The sequence below is a fragment of the Rhodanobacter denitrificans genome (assembly GCF_000230695.2).
Taxonomy (GTDB): domain Bacteria; phylum Pseudomonadota; class Gammaproteobacteria; order Xanthomonadales; family Rhodanobacteraceae; genus Rhodanobacter; species Rhodanobacter denitrificans.
On record NC_020541.1, the window covers coordinates 1,782,330 to 1,802,204 of the forward strand.

At 62.8% G+C, this 19,875-nt stretch carries 16 protein-coding genes, 1 tRNA gene and 2 pseudogenes; 12 read left to right on the plus strand and 7 right to left on the minus strand.

Going from position 1 to position 19,875, the window contains the following annotated elements:
- Nucleotides 1-12 precede the first annotated feature (12 nt).
- The 5 genes from R2APBS1_RS08020 to R2APBS1_RS08040 form a co-directional block, all read right to left on the minus strand.
- Nucleotides 13-99, minus strand: a tRNA-Leu gene (locus R2APBS1_RS08020).
- A gap of 61 nt (nucleotides 100-160) precedes the next feature.
- Nucleotides 161-1,399: a TraB/GumN family protein gene (locus R2APBS1_RS08025; protein ID WP_015447525.1), complete on the minus strand. Its 1,239-nt coding sequence runs from the start codon at nucleotides 1,397-1,399 to the stop codon at nucleotides 161-163.
- Between the two features lie 121 nt (nucleotides 1,400-1,520).
- A complete protein-coding gene (locus R2APBS1_RS08030; protein ID WP_015447526.1) occupies nucleotides 1,521-2,411 on the minus strand; it encodes a carbon-nitrogen hydrolase in 891 nt (296 codons plus the stop codon).
- Between the two features lie 59 nt (nucleotides 2,412-2,470).
- Nucleotides 2,471-3,505: an agmatine deiminase family protein gene (locus R2APBS1_RS08035; protein ID WP_015447527.1), complete on the minus strand. Its 1,035-nt coding sequence runs from the start codon at nucleotides 3,503-3,505 to the stop codon at nucleotides 2,471-2,473.
- A gap of 106 nt (nucleotides 3,506-3,611) precedes the next feature.
- Nucleotides 3,612-3,977: a hypothetical protein gene (locus tag R2APBS1_RS08040; RefSeq protein WP_015447528.1), complete on the minus strand. Its 366-nt coding sequence runs from the start codon at nucleotides 3,975-3,977 to the stop codon at nucleotides 3,612-3,614.
- Nucleotides 3,978-4,180: 203 nt separating this feature from the next.
- On the opposite strand from R2APBS1_RS08040, the gene R2APBS1_RS08045 reads away from it, so the two are divergent.
- The 9 genes and pseudogenes from R2APBS1_RS08045 to R2APBS1_RS20505 form a co-directional block, all read left to right on the plus strand.
- Nucleotides 4,181-6,202: an ABC-F family ATP-binding cassette domain-containing protein gene (locus tag R2APBS1_RS08045; protein WP_015447529.1), complete on the plus strand. Its 2,022-nt coding sequence runs from the start codon at nucleotides 4,181-4,183 to the stop codon at nucleotides 6,200-6,202.
- Between the two features lie 3 nt (nucleotides 6,203-6,205).
- Complete coding sequence (locus tag R2APBS1_RS08050; RefSeq protein ID WP_015447530.1) at nucleotides 6,206-7,126, plus strand: phosphoglycerate mutase; 921 nt, start codon at nucleotides 6,206-6,208, stop codon at nucleotides 7,124-7,126.
- Nucleotides 7,123-7,980, plus strand: a pseudogene (locus tag R2APBS1_RS08055) (single-stranded-DNA-specific exonuclease RecJ); the annotation flags it as partial. The gene R2APBS1_RS08050 and the pseudogene R2APBS1_RS08055, both read left to right, overlap by 4 nt.
- A 218-nt stretch (nucleotides 7,981-8,198) precedes the next feature.
- A complete protein-coding gene (locus R2APBS1_RS08060; protein ID WP_015447532.1) occupies nucleotides 8,199-9,488 on the plus strand; it encodes a tyrosine-type recombinase/integrase in 1,290 nt (429 codons plus the stop codon).
- A gap of 259 nt (nucleotides 9,489-9,747) precedes the next feature.
- Complete coding sequence (locus tag R2APBS1_RS08065; protein ID WP_015447533.1) at nucleotides 9,748-11,382, plus strand: hypothetical protein; 1,635 nt, start codon at nucleotides 9,748-9,750, stop codon at nucleotides 11,380-11,382.
- A 4-nt stretch (nucleotides 11,383-11,386) separates the two neighbouring features.
- Nucleotides 11,387-13,555: a hypothetical protein gene (locus R2APBS1_RS08070; RefSeq protein ID WP_015447534.1), complete on the plus strand. Its 2,169-nt coding sequence runs from the start codon at nucleotides 11,387-11,389 to the stop codon at nucleotides 13,553-13,555.
- Nucleotides 13,548-14,069 carry a hypothetical protein gene (locus R2APBS1_RS08075; protein ID WP_015447535.1) on the plus strand — a complete coding sequence of 174 codons (522 nt, stop codon included), beginning with the start codon at nucleotides 13,548-13,550 and terminating at the stop codon, nucleotides 14,067-14,069. The genes R2APBS1_RS08070 and R2APBS1_RS08075 overlap by 8 nt, the downstream gene beginning before the upstream one ends.
- Nucleotides 14,070-14,106: 37 nt before the next feature.
- A complete protein-coding gene (locus R2APBS1_RS08080; RefSeq protein WP_015447536.1) occupies nucleotides 14,107-15,891 on the plus strand; it encodes a single-stranded-DNA-specific exonuclease RecJ in 1,785 nt (594 codons plus the stop codon).
- A gap of 122 nt (nucleotides 15,892-16,013) precedes the next feature.
- Nucleotides 16,014-16,322, plus strand: a pseudogene (locus tag R2APBS1_RS20505) (IS21 family transposase); the annotation flags it as partial.
- Between the two features lie 171 nt (nucleotides 16,323-16,493).
- On the opposite strand, the gene R2APBS1_RS08090 reads toward R2APBS1_RS20505, so the two are convergent.
- Nucleotides 16,494-16,781: a helix-turn-helix domain-containing protein gene (locus R2APBS1_RS08090; protein ID WP_015447537.1), complete on the minus strand. Its 288-nt coding sequence runs from the start codon at nucleotides 16,779-16,781 to the stop codon at nucleotides 16,494-16,496.
- A 79-nt stretch (nucleotides 16,782-16,860) separates the two neighbouring features.
- On the opposite strand from R2APBS1_RS08090, the gene R2APBS1_RS20040 reads away from it, so the two are divergent.
- From R2APBS1_RS20040 to R2APBS1_RS08100, 3 genes are read left to right on the plus strand one after another with little or no spacing between them, the layout of a single operon-like run.
- Nucleotides 16,861-17,721, plus strand: a complete 861-nt coding sequence (locus R2APBS1_RS20040) for a hypothetical protein (RefSeq protein ID WP_015447538.1) — start codon at nucleotides 16,861-16,863, stop codon at nucleotides 17,719-17,721.
- Between the two features lie 47 nt (nucleotides 17,722-17,768).
- Entirely contained in the window at nucleotides 17,769-18,512 is a 744-nt protein-coding gene (locus R2APBS1_RS08095) for an enhanced serine sensitivity protein SseB C-terminal domain-containing protein (RefSeq protein WP_015447539.1), read from the plus strand.
- 9 nt (nucleotides 18,513-18,521) lie between these two features.
- On the plus strand, nucleotides 18,522-19,070 hold the full coding sequence (locus R2APBS1_RS08100) for a cyclin-dependent kinase inhibitor 3 family protein (RefSeq protein WP_015447540.1): 549 nt from the start codon (nucleotides 18,522-18,524) through the stop codon (nucleotides 19,068-19,070).
- Nucleotides 19,071-19,106: 36 nt separating this feature from the next.
- Here the strand turns inward: R2APBS1_RS08100 and R2APBS1_RS08105 are convergent, their stop codons facing one another.
- A complete protein-coding gene (locus R2APBS1_RS08105) occupies nucleotides 19,107-19,568 on the minus strand; it encodes an acyloxyacyl hydrolase (protein ID WP_051061141.1) in 462 nt (153 codons plus the stop codon).
- Nucleotides 19,569-19,875 lie beyond the last annotated feature (307 nt).

A 19,875-nucleotide genomic window follows, 5' to 3' on the forward strand; every position in this document is an offset into this window, starting at 1 on the left:
CATTGATTCTATTGGTGCCCGGAGCGGGGATCGAACCCGCATACCCGTGAGGGTGAGGGATTTTAAGTCCCTTGCGTCTACCAGTTTCGCCATCCGGGCATGGCGTCCGCGGTGATCCGCGGGCGGGCGCATCGTAGCATGTGCCGCCTCGGTAGCCGGGTCAGAACAGGCTCTTGAAGATGTGGATGCCGGCGCTGTATTCGCCGACGATCGTGCCCACGCTGACCAGGAAGAAGTTGAGCAGGGTGCGCGCCACGCGGTTCTTCCACCAGCCGCTCCAGTGCACGATGTCGTCGCGCAGGGTGTCGAAGTCGACCACCCGCGGGCGGCGCGCCCAGGCTTCGGCCATCGCGCTGATGCCGCCGGCGGGGATGCCGGGGCGGAACGGCTTGATCGGCGCGGCGATGAACGCGGCAGTGATGCTGAACGGGTGCGCGCCGGCGACCAGCGCGCCGAGCGCGGCGAAGCCGCCGGTGAACAGCACCCAGGCCAGCAGCGCCTGCGTGCCCAGCGAGGCGTTGCGGTGGAAGGCCCAGGCGATCGCGGCGAACACCAGCAGCACCAGCCCGGCGGCTACCCACTTCGGCCAGCGTGCCTTCGGCGGCGGGACAGCCAGCTCGGCGACCTTCGCGGCGGGATCGTCCTGCTGCTCGCGCAACAGGGTGCACAGGCCCTTGAGGTGGCCGGCGCCGATCACCACCAGCACGCGGCGATGTTCCGTCGTCGTGGCCGGGCGCGCGGCTTCCTCGCGCAGGCGCGCGGCCATGAACGCGTCGCGCTCGCCGATCAGGCTGTCGTAGAGCGGCTTCGAGCTGCTGGCGAACTCGCTGAACGCGCTTTCCAGCAGGTCGCCCTGCTTCAGTTTCTCGATCTCGCCCTGTTCGATCTCCTCGCGTTCGAACACGCTGGCCAGCAGGCCGCCGAGCAGGCCGAAGCGCTGCCAGAAACCCACGCTGCGCCAGGCGCGCTTGAGCGTGGTGCCGACTTCGCGGTCGATCAGCCACAGTGGCAATCCGCGCCGCTCGGCGCCGTCCATCGCGGCCTTCATCTCGGCGCCGGGCTGGATGCCGGACTGGTCGGCCAGGCGCTTCTGGAACGTGGACAGCACCAGGCTGGCGGCGACCATGCCGGCCTTGCCCTGGCGGATCACCTTGAACAGGTCCATCTGCTTGAACGCTTCCGGGTCGCGCATGCTCTGCGCGCGGCTGTCGCACAGCTCCACCGCCACCGCGTCGAAGTGCTCGTGATCCAGCAAGGCCTCGACCGCCTCCATGCTGCTGCGCGAGACGTGCGCCGTGCCCAGCACCACGTATTCCACGCCGTCGCGCTGCACGCGCTCGATCGGCTGGCCGTGCAGGGCGGCGGGCAGCGCGGTGACTTCGGTTTCGGGGGCGCTCATGCGTTCAGCAGGCCGATGGTGGGTAGAGATCCATGCATGGGGACGCATCCCGCGCGAAGCAAGTGAAGAGTGCGGCCAGGGATGGCCGCCCGTGTGATCTTCGCGATCAGGGATGATCGCATTAATCCCGAAAGCGCCTGAGCAGGTCGGCGTAGGCGTCGATGCGGCGGTCGCGCAGGAACGGCCAGATCCGCCGCACCTGTTCGCTGCGCGCCAGGTCGACCTCGGCCAGCAGCAGTTCGCGCGCACCGGTGCCGGCCTGGGCCAGCAACTCGCCCTGCGGCCCGGCGACGAAGCTGGAACCCCAGAACTGGATGCCGGCACCGGTACCCGACGGGTCGGCCTCGAAGCCGGTGCGGTTGCACGACAGCAGCGGCAGGCCGTTGGCCACGGCGTGGCCGCGCTGCACGATGATCCAGGCGTCGCGCTGGCGGTCCTTCTCGGCCTGCGCGTCGTTCGGCTCCCAGCCGATCGCGGTGGGGTAGAGCAGCAGTTCGGCGCCGGCCAGCGCCATCAGGCGCGCCGCTTCCGGGTACCACTGGTCCCAGCACACCAGCACGCCGAGGCGGCCGACCGAGGTGTCGATCGGCTCGAAGCCGAGGTCGCCCGGGGTGAAGTAGAACTTTTCGTAGAACGCCGGATCGTCCGGGATGTGCATCTTGCGGTAGACGCCGGCGATCGCCACCGAGCGGTCGAACACCACCGCGGTGTTGTGGTACAGCCCGGCGGCGCGGCGCTCGAACAGCGAGGCGACCACCACCAGCCCGAGCGCCTCGGCCAGTCGGCCGATGCGCTCGGTGGACGGGCCGGGAATGCTTTCGGCGAGATCGAACAGGTCCACCGACTCGTGCTGGCAGAAGTACGGGCCGTTGTGCAGTTCCTGCAGCAGCACCAGTTCGGCGCCGGCCGCGGCGGCTTCACGCAGGCCGGCTTCGATCGTATCGAGGTTGGCGTCGCGGCTGCCGCGGTCGGTTTCCTGCAGCAGCGCGACCTTGAGACTCTTGCGCATCATCGGGTCAATCCTCGGCACATCGCCAGGCGGAACAGACCGCACAGTTTAGCCGATGCGGCTCAGGCGATCCCGGCGGGCAGCTGCATGGTGATGCAGTGCAGGCTGCCGTTCTGCCAGATCAGGGGGCGGCACGGCACTTGCACCACGACCCGGCCGGGGTGCGCCTCGCCGACGATGCGCGCAGCCTCGGCGTCGGCGCTGTCGCCGTAGGCCGGTACCAGCACGGCGCCGTTGACGATCAGATAGTTCGCGTAGGAGGCGGCGAGCCGGCGGCCTTCGTCGAGGATGGGCTGTGCCCACGGCAGCGGATGCAGCCGGTACGGACGACCGTCCGTGGTGCGCAGCGCGGCCAGTTCCTCGCCCATGCGCTGGAGTTCGTCGTGGTGGTGATCGGCCGTGTCGTCGCAGGCCTGGAACACGATGCGGTCGCCCGGCGCGAAGCGCGCGAGGGTGTCGATGTGGGCGTCGGTGTCGTCGCCTTCGAGGTAGCCGTGATCCAGCCACAGCACGCGATCGGCGTGCAGGCTGCCGCGCAGGATCGCGCTCATTTCCTCGCGCGACTGTTCGGGGTGGCGCTGCACCAGGCAGCGCCAGGTGGTGAGGATGCTGCCGTCGCCGTCGCTCTCGATGCCGCCGCCCTCCAGCGCCCAGTCGATACGCTTGTGCGCGGCTTGGCCGAACACGCCGGCATGCGCCAGTCCGGCGACCAGGGCGTCGTCCTGCTCGGCACCGAACTTGCCGCCCCAGCCGGTGAAGCGGAAGTCGGTGAGCTGGAAGCCGCCGCCACCGTCGACGAGGGTGATCGGGCCGGAATCGCGCAGCCAGGTGTCGTCGTAGGGCAGCTCGACGAAGCGGACTCTCGACAGGTCCACGCCGGCGCCGCGCAGCTGCGCCTGCACATGGGCGCACAGTGCGGCATCCGCGACCACCACGATCAGCGGCTGGAAGCGGGTCACCGCGGCGGCCAGCGCTACATAGGTGGTTTCCACCGCGGCCAGCCGTTCGGCCCAGTCCGTGCCGGCGTGTGGCCAGGCGATCAGCACCGCGGCCTGCGGTTCCCATTCCGCCGGCAGGCGCAGGGCGTGGTCGGTCATGCTGGTTGTCTCGCGCGGGGAAGGGCCGCGCATTGTACGACGCGGGAACCGCGCAGATGAAAACGCGGCCCGTGTCGCCACGGGCCGCGTCGTTCGGCCAATCAGTTCAGTTGACGTCTGCCGGGTTGGTGTTGTTGCCGGCCGGTGTGTTGAGCACCGCGTGGATCACGTGGCTGTGCTCGAAATATACGATGAAGTTCGCGTATTCCCAGCGGTTGATCTGCGGGTGCTTCTTGCTGTCGCCGCCGCGCGGCGAGAGCTTGCGCTGCGGCGCACCCCAGGTCTTCTCGACCTGCGCCATGCTCAGCCCGCGGCGGGGCAGGTTCATGTCCTTTTCCTGCTGCACGCGGTGGATCAGCAGGCTGTTGCCGTGTTCGCGCGACTGCGCCGCGCTGGCTGGCTGCGATACGGCCAGACCGACGGCAGCGGCCAGCATGATGACGATCGGCAAACTGCTCGTGAACTTGACCATGGCTCCCCTCTCCAGACAAGGCTGTATGCGGCGTCGTTGTAGCAGAAGCGCCAGTACGGCGCCATGCCGGTGGCCGCCGATTGCGATGGGTTCGGCATTCGCCTGCGCGCGGCGACACCGGTCGACGCGTCGAGAATAGCGCCATCACCGCTATCATGGGCGGCTGCAGGCGACCGCCTGCCCGGTCCCGATCCAGGTTTTTGATGATTTCCTTCCGACATTTCGCCCTGCGCCGCGGCAGCCGGCTGCTGCTCTCCGACATCGACCTGGTGATCCAGGGCGGCTGGCGGCTGGGCGTGATCGGCCGCAACGGCTGCGGCAAATCCAGCCTGTTCGCCGCACTGCAGGGCACGCTGGAGGGCGATGCCGGTGAGCTGGAGATGTCGGGCAAGCTGCGCCTCGCTTCGGTAGCGCAGGAAACCCCGGCCTTGCCGGATGCGGCGATCGACTACGTGCTGGGTGGCGACGAGGAGCTGGCCGCCGCGATCCGCGACGAGGCCGAGGCCGGCGAGCGCGGCGACATGGAGGCGATGGCGAAGGCGCATCACCGCATCGAGGAACTGAACGGCTACGACGGCCGCGCCCGCGCCGGCCGCCTACTGCACGGCCTGGGCTTTCCGCCGGAAACGCACGAGCGCGCGGTGCAGGAATTTTCCGGCGGCTGGCGCGGACGGCTGAACCTGGCGCGTGCGCTGATGTGCCCGTCCGACCTGCTGCTGCTGGATGAGCCGACCAACCACCTCGACCTCGACGCCGTGCTGTGGCTGGAGGAATGGTTGCGCCGCTACCAGGGCACCTTGCTGATCATCTCGCACGACCGCGAATTCCTCGACGGCGTGATCACCCACACGCTGCACCTCAACGACGGCAAGGCCAAGCTCTACACCGGCAACTACAGCGCGTTCGAGCGCCTGCGTGCCGAGCAGTTGCGCCAGCAGCAGATCTCGCACGAGCGCGAGCAGGCCGAGCGCGCGCACCTGCAGTCCTTCATCGACCGTTTCAAGGCCAAGGCGACCAAGGCCAAGCAGGCGCAGTCGCGCATGAAGCGGCTGGAAAAGCTGGCCGGCACCGAAGCGGTGCGCGCCGAGCGGCCCTTCAGCTTCCAGTTTGCGGCGCCGGGGCGGCTGCCCGATTCGATGCTGCAGCTGGAGGACATCACCGCCGGCTACGAATTGCTCCCTCTCCCCGCCGGGGAGAGGGTTGGGGTGAGGGGACACGGCCGAGGTGAAGATGGGTCGGAGCGCGCCTCGATGGACCCCAGCGCAAGTCCCAGCCCTTCACCTCATGCCTCTCCCCGGAGGGGAGAGGCGGTCAACGTCGTCCTGTCGGACGTGCGATTCTCTATTGAGGCGGGCGAGCGGATCGGCCTGCTTGGCCCCAACGGTGCCGGCAAGTCCACCCTGGTGAAAACCCTGGTCGGCGAGCTGGAACCGTTCGGCGGCGAGCGCAAGGTGCACAAGGACCTGAAGATCGGCTACTTCGCCCAGCACACGGTAGAAAGCCTGCGCGAAGGGTCGAGCCCGCTCGACCATCTGCTGGACAAGGCGCCGGGCGTGGCAACCCAGGTGATGCGCGACTTTCTCGGCACCTGGGATTTCGCTGGCGACCGCGCGTTCGAGTCGGTGGACGGTTTCTCCGGCGGCGAGCGCGCACGTCTGGCGCTGGCACTGATCGCCTGGGACAAGCCGAACCTGCTGCTGCTCGACGAGCCGACCAACCACCTCGACCTGGACATGCGCGAGGCGCTGGCCGATGCGCTGGCCGACTTCGACGGCGCGCTGGTGCTGGTCTCGCACGATCGCCATCTGCTCGGCATGGTCTGCGACAGCTTCTGGCGCGTCGCCGACGGCGAGGTGGCGCCGTTCGACGGCGACCTGGACGACTACGCGCGCTGGCTGAAGACGCGCAGCACCGCAAGCAAGAAGACGGCCAAGCCGGTGGTGGCCAAGATGGCGGAAGTTTCGCCCGAGCAGCGTCGCCGCCAGGCCGCCGCCCAGCGCGAGAACGAGAAGGCCGCGCGCCAGCGGGTGAAGAAGATCGAGACGCGTACTGCCGGCATCGACACCGAACTGGCGGCGCTGGAGGCCGGGCTGGCCGATCCCGCCACCTACAACGGCCCGACCAGCGAAATGATGCGCCTCGGCCAGCGCCAGACCGAGCTGCGCCATGAGAAGGAGGCGCTGGAAACCGAGTGGCTGGCGCTGGTCGAACAACTGGAGGCCTGAGAAATGTCCCTGCCGGAGCGATCGTTGCAACTGTGGCTGCCCGCACTCGCCCACGTCGAGCCGGGCCATCCGCTGCGCACATGGCTGCCCCGTGCCGATCGCCTGGCGGACGGCGGCATTGGCTACCTGGGCGGCCTCGGCGAGCATTTCGCGGGCGTCGACGCAGGCCTGCCCGCCGCGGCAATCACTCGCGAATTCCTTGCCGGCGACGCGGGCGGCGATGCCTGGCTGTCGGCCGATCCGGCCTGGGTACAGCCGGACATGAACGGCGTGCGCCTGCTCGCCTGCGGCCGCATGGGCCTGGGCATGGACGAGGCGCAGGTGCTGGCCGCGCTACTGCGACCCGTGTTCGAGGAAGCGGGCATGCAGCTGGACATTTCCACGCCGGACCATTGGCATCTGCGCCTGCCGCCCGACCTGCCGCTGCCGGATTTCGCCGCGCCTGAGCAGGCGCTGGGCGAGGACCTGGCGCAGCACCTGCCACAGGGCGCGCAAGGGCGCCGTTGGCGCGTCCTGCTCAACGACATCCAGGTGCTGTTGCACCAGCATCCGCTGAATGCCCGGCGGCAGGCGCACGGGCAGTCGCCGGTCAACAGCCTGTGGCTGTGGGGTGGTGGACATCTGCCGTCACCGTCGACCAGCGAACTGGCGGGGGTGGTCAGCGACGATCTGCTGTTGCGCGCGTTGGCCGCCCGTGCCGGCATTGCCCAGCAGTCGCGCGCAGCCGAGACGATCGCCGGCGGCGGGACCGGCTGGCTGATCGACCTGCAGGACCTGCCGGCGCAGGAAATCGCCTCGCGCTGGTGGCCGGCACTGCTGCCGCTGCTCGAACGCCAGTCCGTCGTGCTGCATTTCGCCAGCGGCGAACGCTGGCTGCACAAGCCTCGCCACCGCTGGCGCCTCTGGCGTGGGGCGGGGCGTTGAGCGTACTGCAGCTGCGCCGACGCGAGGGCAGGGGCGCGCCGCATGGCTGGGCGGATGCGGTGCACCCGGTGCTGCAGCAGATCTACGCCGCGCGCGGCGTACTGGAGCCCGGCCAGGTCGAACACCGGCTGGCGCGGATGCTGTCACCACAATTGCTGGGCGGCATGGCGCCGGCCGTCGATCTGCTGGTCGAGGCGATCCGCGACGACTGGACCATCCTGATCGCCGGCGATTACGACTGCGACGGCGCCACCGGCGCTGCGGTGGCGGTGCGCGGCCTGCGCCTGCTCGGTGCCAGGCGCGTGGATTACGCGATCCCCAATCGCTTTGCGCACGGCTACGGTCTGAGTCCCGCCTTCGTCGCCTCGCTGCAGCCGACGCCGCAGCTGATCGTCACCGTCGACAACGGTGTGGCCAGCGTCGCCGGTGTGGCCGCAGCCAAGGCGCGCGGCATCCGGGTGATCGTCACCGACCACCACCTGCCTGGTGAGCAGTTGCCCGCCTGCGACGCGATGGTCAATCCGAACCTGCCCGGCGACGGCTTTCCGAGCAAGGCTCTGGCCGGTGTCGGCGTGGTGTTCTATCTCCTGCTGGCGCTGCGTGGGAGGATGCGCGAACGCGGCGTCTTCGCCGGCGCGGAACCCGACCTTTCCGGCTTGCTCGACCTGGTGGCGCTGGGCACCGTGGCCGACCTGGTGCCGCTGGATTTCAACAACCGCGTGCTGGTCGAGGCCGGCCTGCAGCGCATGCGCAGCGGCCGCGGTTGCGCCGGCATCGCCGCGCTGGTCGAGGCCGGCAAGCGCAGCCTGGCCACGCTGTGTTCCACCGACCTGGCGTTTGCTGTGGGGCCGCGGTTTATGAAAGGCTGAAGTGGTCAGGGGCTTTTCTAGGCTAATACCGCATTTCATGCGTTTTTTGATCTGGACGTGAGCTGTTCCCTTGGTTCAATCATCGTGAAGCGACCTTCATATGTCGATGTAAGTAATATGGTCATTTATTGAAGTAAAAGCATTGAAAACAGTTAGATAGTATGAGATGGTGGTCACGTTGATGGCCTAGGGCGTGCCTTTTAATGATCACGGTAGCGACAGCTCTTGGGCTGGAGTCGGAAGATGAATTGCGCAGCGACATGTTGCCTGCGCGATATAGCTTCTTGGTTGACGATGAAAGCAGCCTGCCGGTCGAACCAGTGTTGCTGTGGCTTTGCAAGCAGTACCCGCCAAAACCTCGGATGTGGAAAGCAAACACCGTGGAGTGTGCGGCGCATGACCTGTGTGACTGGTGGCGCTACCTCGAGCGGGAGGGTCGGTTTTGGTGCGACGCCACCAGTGATGACTTAAGTGAGTTCAGGGACAGCTTGTTGGGGTCAGTCAGCCCAAGAACGCATCGTCCCTATGCCGCGAAGACGATTGCCAGACGAATCAATACTGTCGGCACCTTTTACGAATGGGCGCAGGAGAAGGGCCTGTTTCGAGGCGAACCCTTGGATCCCAAACAACTGAAGCCAGTCTTGCGGGCGATCGATGACGATGCGTTAGCGCATACCGGCGGCAGCGCCAGAGAAGTGGCCGTTTCGACCACGGCCCCTCGCACGAGTGAGTCAGCCGACGAACACGTTCATCCAATGGAGAGCAAGACCTGGCTGGCAGTTGCCAAATCGCTTGGACCGCTGCCGAGCCAGAGGGACGCAGGGATTCCTGGTTGTTCCCGCAATCGGCTTGCGGCAGAAATCAGCATCTGGACTGGAATGCGACTTGATGAAGTCGCCGGGCTGACCACGTATCAGCTTCTCAACTTGCGCGTTACGGACGATTCAATTGAAGTCGTGCCCTTGAAAATAACTCGCACAAAGGGGCTTCGTCCTCGAACGGTCTTGTTTCCCAGTCACCTGATCGCAGAACTCCATCGCTACATCGACACGGAACGTCGAGAAGCGGTTGAGGTCGGCAAGCGGTTCGGCTTGAAGAAGGATGCTGGCTATTTGTTCGTGAACGGGCTGGACTCGCGCAATCACGCAGGAAAACCAGTGCGCGGATACACGCTGTCGGGTGCTTTCCGCGAAGCTGTGCTTGCTTGCGGCTTCGTGAGGAAGGAAGAACGCGTGGACCCACTCACTGAAGAGAGTTACCTAGCTTCGTGCGCTGCGCATTGCTTTCACGATTTACGACACACGTTCGCCGTTTGGCTATACCAAGCAGAAAAGGCGGCAGGAAATGCCGAACCATGGAAGGTAGTCCAAGCCCGGCTAGGTCACCGCTACCTGAGAACCACCACCGACATCTATCTGAGAGTTGTGGATATCTTCCGTGCGAAGGTCAACGACAACCTCTATCACTTCTTGAGGATGACCTTTGGGACTTAGGCGAGACAAGACTCCCAGTCGCTTTGCCCAACTGGATCGAAAGGCCGCCAAAGCCAAAGAGGCGGCCGGGGTAGATGGGGCCACATCGGTGCCGACCGACGGTCCCGCGTCGAATGTGCTGCCGCTTCCGTCAAGTCGGGCCATCAAGTCTTCGATGGCTGGCCGTCCTGCGCTCCACCTCGTATTTCCGGTAAGTCATGGTGTCGCGGAGACGCTGGATGCTTCCTACCTGCTACGGACGCCGAATCTTACAGAGGCGATGAGCACGGCGTTCCTCAAAAGGTTCGCGACACACACGCGCAAGACTCGCATCCACTCAAACAAGTGGCTTCGTCTGGGATTTTTCGAGTTCCTAAAGCTGGAGAATAAGGAAGACCTGAGCCTAGACAAACTCCATTCCGAACTGATCCATGATTACATTCGCTGGCTAAATCGTATCGACCCCGGCAGCGGCAAAGCTGTTTGGAAAGAGGGAACCCGAAATTCGTACTACAACATTCTGGGCGTGATGATCGAAGCGCTCAAACGAATACCAAAATGGCGCAAGCAAATCCCAGCAGATTTCAGCGTGCCGACGCATCAATGGCCAGGAAGGAAGCGGAAACATACGCCTACGCCTATCGTCCAAGGCGAAGACTTTGCGTTGCTATATCGGGCATGTTTGACGGAGATGACCCAGGTTCGTGAGGCCATAACTGCCGACCTGGATCTCCTCCATCGATCGATACAGGAGATACCAAAAAACCCAACCACGTGTCGAGACTACGCACACCGCGGCGTGGCGTTGGCCGCCATGGATGAGATTTTCGCGGACACCGTACCAAGCTACCCTCAGTTGTTGAAAACACACTCCTATCTGCTCACGGCGATCAAAACGCAGTTCGGGACGGTGCTGAAATTGCGATCGGTGCTTGCGCCCAGTCCCCGGGATCTGGTGCCGTTTGTCCTCATGTTGGCCATCCACACACGTTTGAATCCCGAGGCGCTGCTGGGGAGCAATCAAGAAGATTTCGGTACCGAGGACAGGCTGGGAGAAAAGCGATTTAGGGCTGGCGTCAACAAGGGGAGGGCACGGCGGAAACAGATGCCTTCGTCGCCCGTCGAGGCTGCCTACGACAATCCGCATTCGATCGTCGAGTTCCTGAAGGATTGGACCACCCGCCTGCGCAAATTGGCCAAGCCGGAAATTGCCAATCGCTTGCTCTTGTTTGTTCCCCGGACGGGTTTCTCGGGCGTGTCTTTTTTTGATGTCGAAAGCGATGCTGGCGTCACGACATGGGCCACCGCGCTCAGGGGTTTCTGCGAAGACCACAATCTCAAGCGGTTTACGCTACAACAGCTGCGGCCGACGATGCTGGACATTGGTCGCGCCATTCACGACAACGATGTGCGTGCCGCTCAGGCGCTGGGGGACCATCGTTCCCAGGAAACAACCAACTCCCATTACACAAGTGGTGCGCAACGAGAACGAAACGCGGAGCGGCTGGGCGAGATCTCGACGCTTCGCAGGCGTTGGATCGACACGGGCGGTAAGGCCGACCCTCGCAACGCGCCCATGGATATTGATGAAGGCGCGGTGACGCCAGGTTGGGGATGCCTGGACCCCTACAACTCGCCGTACAGCCCACACGGAAAGCTGTGCAGTGCTTTTGGTCGCTGCCCGGCATGCCAACTGACCCAACTCGACATCCGTTCGGTCTATGCCGCAGCGCAATCACTCAATTTGTTGGACGCCGTCCGCAGGGCCCGCGAAACGATGGATCCGCAAGGCTGGTTGGAACGCATGGCGCCGGTTGAGAAGAAATTAGTCCATTTTTGGCTACCGCAGTTTTCGCCTGAGATTCTCGAGCAGGCGAAGGCCCTAAACCTTCCGCCGTTACCGACACCGGATTGAAGCGATGAATTCATCCACAGCCATGCTTACCTCGCCATCCGCGGCCCGACGCCTGCATTTGGAGGCTGACCCCTGGGACGCTCCGGTATCGACACGGTCGAAATTCGGTGACCTCATCTGGCTGCTTGACCTCACGACGCCGGGGCAGGGCCCAGGAAGTGCGCGATTGGACTGGGACTTCGACCTCGGCGAGGGGTTGAGCTTCGGGCAACCGCGCTTCTCGACACTTCGGGGCGGCCTGATGCGCTTTGTCTGGTCCCTTTTCACCGATCGGCGCTCGGGATTGGATCTGACGGTGGGAAGCGTCATGAAACTATCCACTGCGATGCGCTCCCTGGTCAGGTGGATGGTCAAGAACGACTACGTTTGCATCAGCGAGTTGACCAGCGCAGCAAGTGAGGACTATCTCGATGACCTAGTCAGCTCTTACATGCTCGAGACCGAAATGATGGAAGGCATCCCGGCAGAAGACGAATCGGAGGACGATGAGCAGGACGACCCGGAGATTCCGCTGGGGGCCTTGCGTCCCAGGACGAATTTTTGGTCATTGCTTTGGGCGCAGCGGGCTGTCCTGCGCGAAGCCGGTGTGGCCGTTCTGCCCGAGGCCCCCTTCGGCGGGAAGAGCGCTAGAACGGTAGCCAACAAGCTGGCAACCAAGATTGTCGGCTGGATTCCACCTGTGCCAGATGAAGTCGCGCTTCCGGTTATGGCGGAGGCACATCGATGGCTATGGGAACGGGCCGACGATGTGATTCGGCTGCAAGACGAATACATCGCCCTGTACCGTCCCGAATTGTGCAGGGAACACGCCGCCATTGTTGCGGGCGTGGCATTGGAGAATTTCAGATTCTCCAGCGCCTCACCAGAACTGGTGCCTTGGCGGGGGCCGCTTCAAGAAGCAACCAGACTCTCGATATTTTCTGGCGAATGGCGAACTGCAGTGCACGATTCGCATTCGGTACTTAGAACCCTAATCGAGGATGTTTGCGCCGCTTGCGTGATCGTTCTGCAGAGTGAAGCCGGCCCCCGGATCAACGAAATATGTGGCTTGGCTGCGGGGATGAATGCGCAGACCGGCTTACCCGCATGCCTGGAGCTTCGCAGTAGCAAGACCGGGCTAAACGAGCACTTCTTCCTGAAAGGACTACTGTCGAAACTGCGTCGCGTCCCCGAGGAAGTCGAATGGCTGATCGGGGCCAGGCCAGCGGGATCGGACTTCATTCCCGCCCCGGTCCGCGCTATCCAGGTATTGCAGCGGCTGCTCGAGCCATTACGCGGCAATGCGACGGACCATTCACTTCGTAGCAACTTGATCGTTCAGATGACGGCACCCCGGAGCTATCCCCGTGACGGGAAAATGATCGGACGCGTCCTCGCAAGCCGGCTGCGAACGCTGCAACGGGTCTTTATTGGCAACCACGTGGATTTGAGTGGCCTGCCGGATCGAAATGCCCATGGCCAGGATTTGGCTCGATACCGGGAGACGAAAGGCGCCTGTTTGCTCACTCATTCCTGGCGTAAATCCTACGCCCTCTATGTCTTTCGCACTGACTCGCGCATGATCGGCGCCATCGCGCAGCAGTTTCATCACTTGTCGCTCGCAATGACGGAGCAGGGCTACTTGGGCAACGACCCTTCGTTACTGGAGGTGATGAACGGGGTGCGCGTGCAACAGACCGCGCAGTTCTTTTACGAGATGGCGAGGGGCGAGCGCCGTGTCACGGGCCGCATGGCGAAGCTGGTAGATGAGTTTCGTGCCGAGTTCGCTCGGATTCTTGGTGCCGCCGAAGGCATGGCCGGCATCGCGACTGTGCAGCAATGGGTCTTGAATGAGGACATTCGAATCTGGTTCTCACGGCATGGAAAATGTTTCATAGGCCTAGGGCCAACGAAGGCCCGTTGCCATGAATTGGGCGGAACGGTGCACTGGGCCAATGCCGAGCCCAACTACGTGCACCGCAATCCGGAAACGTGTCTAGGCTGTCCACTTTATGCGGTGGACGCTGACCATGCCGAGTTCTGGCTGCTGCGCTATATCGAAAACACCAATTTCATGGCGGCATCGGCGACCAGTAGAGCCGCTCGCGCGGCGGAACTGCGGGCCAAGCAAAGCGCGGCGATACTGCAAGCGATCAAAGTGCCGCTGCCTGAGCTGGTGACGACCCATGGTTAAGAATCCGGCACTTCCCGGCGATGGTATCGAGCAGGATTTCATGCAGGCGTTGGCCCGGGTCGCGGCGGGCAACCCCATCAATCCGGCATTGGTCAAGCGCGCCAAGCGCGGCACCCTGGAGGTCAACATCTCGACGGTGGCTATGGAGGCCGGACACTCACGCACCCTGATAAGCCATGACAAGTGCGCCTACCCCCGCGTGCGGATGGCGGTGTTGGCTTATCGCCAACCAGCGGGCGAACCCACATCCTTGTCCGAGCTCAATCGCAACCTGCGCCAGGAAAACGCGGAACTGCGTCGCACGGTAAAACTCGCCCGCGAATCCATGGCGGCGATGGCATTGCGTATGGAACGTGTGGTGCGCAATGCCGAGCGGGAAATTGCAGCTGCACGCCGACGGGAAAAGCGCGGCGATCGCGACCCCAACCAAGTGGCCGGTCACTCATCAGTATTGCCCACACCAACCGATGGGGTCGTGCTGGAGTTCAAGCCTGACCGGAGTAAGGACACGTGATGATAATCGTGGACGCAGGTCGCGATGCGGAGAACACATGAGCCAGACTCTGGAGAGCCCCGTGTTTATCGAGCGTTCGCGCGACGCAACTGTGGAGCGCGCTGCGCTCGCGGAGGGCTATACACCGCTGCAGTCGCGAGTGCTTGCTGGTCGGCTGTCTGACGTCGCTGACGGGCAGATGGGGCGTGCCGTTCAGCCGGCGTCCATCGACTTGGATGGACCTGAGACGTTGCCGGATATCGCGGTCGCCGCGACGTTGATTGCCGACGCTGTGGTCAACGATAGGCCAATCGCGATCGTCACCGACCACGACGCGGATGGAGCGACCTCGCACGCCATCCTGCGATTGGCGCTCGAGCAAATGGGTGCCAGTCCCGAGCGCATTTCCGGCTTTCTGTCGCATCGCATGATCGAAGGATATGGTGTGAGCGACGCCCTCGTCGATCGCATGTTGCTGGACATGCAGCCGAGCACCTGCGTCGTGACGGCGGACCAAGGTAGTGCCGATGAGGCGAGGATTTTTCGTCTTCGGCAGTACGGTCACGATGTCGTCGTCACTGACCATCACGGCATTCCGATCGAGGGCCCGCCAAAGTCTGCCAACGCCGTAGTGAATCCTGTACGCACTGACAGCCAGTTCCCAGACAAGGCTATTGCTGGCTGTCATACCGCACTGCTGGTCATGGCTGCAGTGCGCGAGGAGTTGATTCGCCGCGGGCGAGACGCCAGCCACCTGCCTCGGGTATCGGAGCTGATGGATTTTTGTGCGGTCGGCACCATCGCGGATGCTTCTTCCCTCGGTCAGTCACGCAATAACCGACTCATCGTGCAACGTGGGCTGCGGATCATGAATACGCGGCCGCGCCCGTGTTGGAATGCACTGCGGCGCCTGGTTGGCAAGTCAGGAAACTGGGTTTCGGCGGACATTGCCTTTCAGGTCGCCACCCGCATCAATGCGCGGGGCAGGCTAACCGACGCGATGCTGGGTGTCGAGTTCCTATGCGCGACCGATGACGAAGAGGCCTTTCGCTTGGTCGAGCAACTGGATGAGAGCAATCGAGAGCGACGCACCATCGAAAAGGCGTTGACGGTCGCAGCCACCGCCGTAGCCCGGCAAGCCGTTGGTGCTGGCCGCTCCGGGCTATGCTTGTGGTTGGGCGAAGGTGCCCATCCCGGGGTGCACGGTATCACTGCGAGCCGGATGGTCGAAAGGTTCGGCCGTCCCACGATTTGTCTATCGCCGATGCATGGCCACCCGACGATCGCCACTGGTTCCATCCGCACTACGTCAACATTTCATGTGCTCGACGCGTTGGACTCGATCAGAAGTACGCACCCGGATTTGCTGATCAGCGCTGGAGGCCATCGCGGCGCGGGCGGCTTGAAAGTCCTGCGCAGAAATATCGATGCGTTGGCCGAAGCGTGGGATCGCTGCGTGGCTGGCTGTTACGGGGATACGCCACCTGGGCCGGTATTGCTGGTAGATGGCGAACTAGAGGCGCCGAGTCTGGAACATGTGCGCGAATTGTCGAGGCTCGAGCCCTTCGGGCGTAGCTTTGAGCCGGCCGTATTTTGGGCGACGTGGCAGGTGAATCAGGTCCGCGCGATCGGTGATGGCAGCCATTTGAAACTCCTACTAACCGCCAACGGCCGTTCAACGGATGGCGTCTGGTTCAACGCTATGGAACCCGGCGGCGATCTCCCGGTGCGCGCCGGCCAATCCGCGCGATTGGCGTTCTCGGTGGATGAGAATATTTATCGGGGCATGAGCCGGCTTCAGCTAGTGATTCGCGGCGTAGACGCAGCGAAGGACTGTGAGTGAAAAGCAAGCCATATTGTTGTTGAGTTCCATCCAAAACTGAGCCACTTCGCTGGGTGATTTTCGTCGAAATTTGAGCCACCTCCTCCCACCCTCTGCTCACAGCACGAGCGGGAGCAACAGGAGTGATCGACGTGGCCCTATTGAGCGTAATCCGACGCTGGCACCTTCGTGACAAGATCTCGATCCGAGAGATAGCTAGACGCACGAAGCTGTCACGCAACACCACAATCAAGTACCTGACGAGCGGTGAGACCTCCCCGAGGTACCCCCACAGGAAGAGCCCCAGCCAGCTCGATGCGTATACAGCGGAGTTGTCCGACTGGCTGCGCACCAACCAGCGACAGTCGCGCAAGCAGCGGCGCACCATGCGGCAGATGCACGCTACTCTGCCGACGAAGGGCAGCTTCAGGTCCGGATCAAGGGATTCGGCCACCCTGGTAGCCAATCCGTTGTATATGGGGTCCGCGGCAAAATCTTGGAACAGCTAATTGCCCGCATGGAATACCTTCCTGCGGCGTTATCCGCAAATCACAAAGCCCTACAGGTGACGAAATAGCGTCAAATGCTGATACACGCAGAGTCAGATCGCATTCCCGCGCATCTCAATTTGGTGTCCGGCGCGTCAACTTGCTGCCTTTCTTTCCGAGTAAAGAGCGGCGCTGAAGATACTCGCGAAAAGCTGCGACAGGATCCGCGCCGAGCGCGTCGCAAATCTCGATGAACTCGACAACGTCAATTCGACGCTCGCCGCGCTCGACCTTCGATATAAAGGTCTGCGTATTGCCAAGGCTCTCGGCCAAGGCAAGCTGGGTGACGTCTGCGCGCTCCCGCAGGTCGCGGAGCAGCGTCAGTAACGTCTGATAGTTGGGGTGGTGTGTCGAGCGGGCCATAAACTTGCCGGTAGTTGGCTAGGCACGCTAAAGTCCGATTCGGGATAGTCCAAAATCGGCTTTAAAAAGGTATTTGCCCGTGTTTGTAGCCGCCGCGGTGCCGGAACATTCAGGCGCTGAACCACCCTCATTCAGGGTGGAAGACCTTGGCGTGTTCGGTGGAATGGCGTTCCTTGCGGTGATTCAAGCCGGTGCCGACGCGGGTTTCAGGCACGTACGTGCCCGCTCCGGTTTCGGGATGCGCTTGGCGCCGCATCGCGCGCTGCGACATCTGATTCTATCGACCCTGTTGGAAGCCGGTGTTCTAGCACCGATCGCCTCGCGACGCCGGCTTGACGATGCGATTAGCGAAGCACCCTGGAGTGAAGGCGCAAGCCTCGAAGACTCTGACTGGCTTATCATCTGGAATGAAATGACCCGAGGTAGCCTGCCGCAACAGATCCGTGACTGCATGGATACGTTCGAGTCGACGGCCCGCTCTCGTGAAGTCATTTTGCAGACGTGGGAGTCGCTAGCCATTGGGGAATGCTTGGCATTCGGTGAGTACGCTCTGGCAGCGCACAATCTCAACCCGGCGCTGGCGCGGCCTGCTGCCGCAGCACTTCCGGCGATCCTGGCGCAACATTCCATCGGTCAGGGCTGCGCATTGATGTGGTCTGCGGCCAAGCACTTGGCATCCTGGTTTATGCGAAACGGTGCGGGTTCTGCCGGCACCGCAGAGCGCGAACTTGTCAATTCGATCTGCTTGAACGCCGATCGTGCGAATTTCGGCGGAGGTCCGGTCAAGCAATTCAGCCGTCACTCTGCGGTGCCCATGAGCACCTTTGCGAGCACTTTTATCTGGACTAGCCGGCTCGGTGATGATTACTGGAATGTCCCTGTGTCCGAGCGTGCATTGGATGTAGCTAGACCCATTGGGGCGGGAAGGGGTGAGTACTGATGTGTCCCGCCAAACCAACCGGGCGTCGATCCAGCAGGTTGAATTGAATGACCAAAATCACGACTGACAAGCTTGCGCAACTACTGGCGGCTGCACGAGCTACGCCGCTGGTAGAAAACCCTGCGCACGCCGAGGAGGCGGTCTTCAAAGCATTGCTTGATGCGACCGTGTATGCGCATGTGCCGCTGGAGAACGCGCCCGAGGGCAGGATGCGCTTCATCCAGTTCGTGCGCCCGGACAACAAACAAACCGTCCTCCCATTCTTTAGTGACCGGGAACAGGCGGGAGTGGCCTCAGCCAACAGGGTGGCCATTGTGGCCATGTCGGGACGACGATTGTTCGAATTGACCCGGGGCGCCACCCTGATGCTGAACCCCAACATCGATCAGGTTGCCTTGTATCCACCGGAGATCGTGGCGCTCCTCGAGGGACGCCCCCTCGGTTCCTACACCCAGGAAACCCTTGTGGATTGCGAGCAAGTCGGCGTGTGTCCCCCCGCGGAGCCCACTGACGAGCTGGTCCTTGCGCTTCGTGACCTGTTCCAGGGAGAGGCAACGGTCCGGGCCGCCTACCTGGCAGAGATTCATCGGGGGGCTGACAGCAACGATATTTTCCTTTTGCTCACGATCGTTGTGCCGCCAGCACACAAAGAACGCCTCATCCACCTGATCTCACTGACGATCCAGCCTGTCTCGTCGCATTTGACGCTACCACTCACTGTCAGCTGTATATCTCCCGACGCCTCACTTCCGGATCTCTGTAACCACGGGATCCAGTTTTATGGAACCTGACGTAATCGTATGCCTTCGCTCATTCGAACCAGCCAGACCCATCCACTACGTATCGCCACCATTCCGGTGGGTGAACGCGGTGGCGCCATCGGCGTGACCTTCGCGCCGGGCAAACGACAAGCGGCTGCGATGACGGGCATCTGGGAGCGCGACTTGGCGACGGATCTGCACGCGATTCGGCAGTGGGGCGCGCAGGATCTCATCACGCTGCTAGAGCCACACGAGTTTGAGGAGCTGGCGATTCCCGATTTGCCGACTCAGGCCCGCGCGCATGGCCTGCGATGGCATGGCCTACCCATCACCGACGGAGCAGCACCTGATCATCGGTTTTTGGATCCCTGGATCACCCTGGGACCTCAGTTAGTCAGTGAGATCGGCAGCGGTGCACGTGTGGTAGTCCATTGCAAGGGAGGACTGGGGCGTGCGGGTACTGTCGCGTGCTTGTTGTTGCTTGAGAGCGGGGCAGCGACCAATGCTGATGATGCAATGCGCCAGGTGCGTGCGGTCCGGCGCGGTGCCATCGAGACCGACGCCCAAGAAGCGTTCTTGCGGGCATGAGCGCTTGCACCGGGTTAAGTTGGCCTGCGTGAACGATTAAAGATCAAGGGCGATGCCCACCAGCGCCATCGTTTCTCCACGATTGGGCTTGTGAAGCGCGCCGTTGGAGATGTGGCGGATCTGAAAACTGAAGTGCTGACCCTGCCAGCCGATGGTGCTGACGAATTCATAGGCGCTGCTTAAGGCCTGCGTTCGCCCGCTATGCAGCGCAGGCTGAAAACTGACAAACAGAGGACGGTACCAATCGTCAGCGTCGCCGTAGTGGATTCGTACTCCGCCTGCGATCAGTCCAATGGAGTCCTTAGTCGTGTAGCGGCCGTATCGGAAGCGTTGAACTTCACGACCATCAATCCAGCCCAATGAGACGTCTGGTGACCAGGTAAAGCGACTTGAGCCAATGCGCTGTTCGTTAAATACGCTCTCAACGAATACAACAGGCGTGCTGGTGCAGTCCATGTAACTCGGGCCGGCCTGAATCTCCCAGCGGGTTGTCGCCATGGCGGGAAGAATAGGGGCTGCAAGGCTACGGCATGAAATCCGCCGGAGCTTTGTTCCTTTTACCCATCTCGCCAACCCTACTTTGCCTTTGTTACGACGGAGGCGTCTACAGCATCGTTTCTGAGAATGGGTGCGTTGTTGTGCGGAACGCGGATGACGTCGTGGCGCTCAATCGCATCCAGCTCCTTTATGCGAGATCTAACGTCTACATGCGTGACACATCGGAAGTGGTTGCGGAGATCTACGAGTCAGTGAGAGAAGAGCGGGCTCGAAGTGGCATCCGATTGGAGTACGCAGTGTCTGAAAG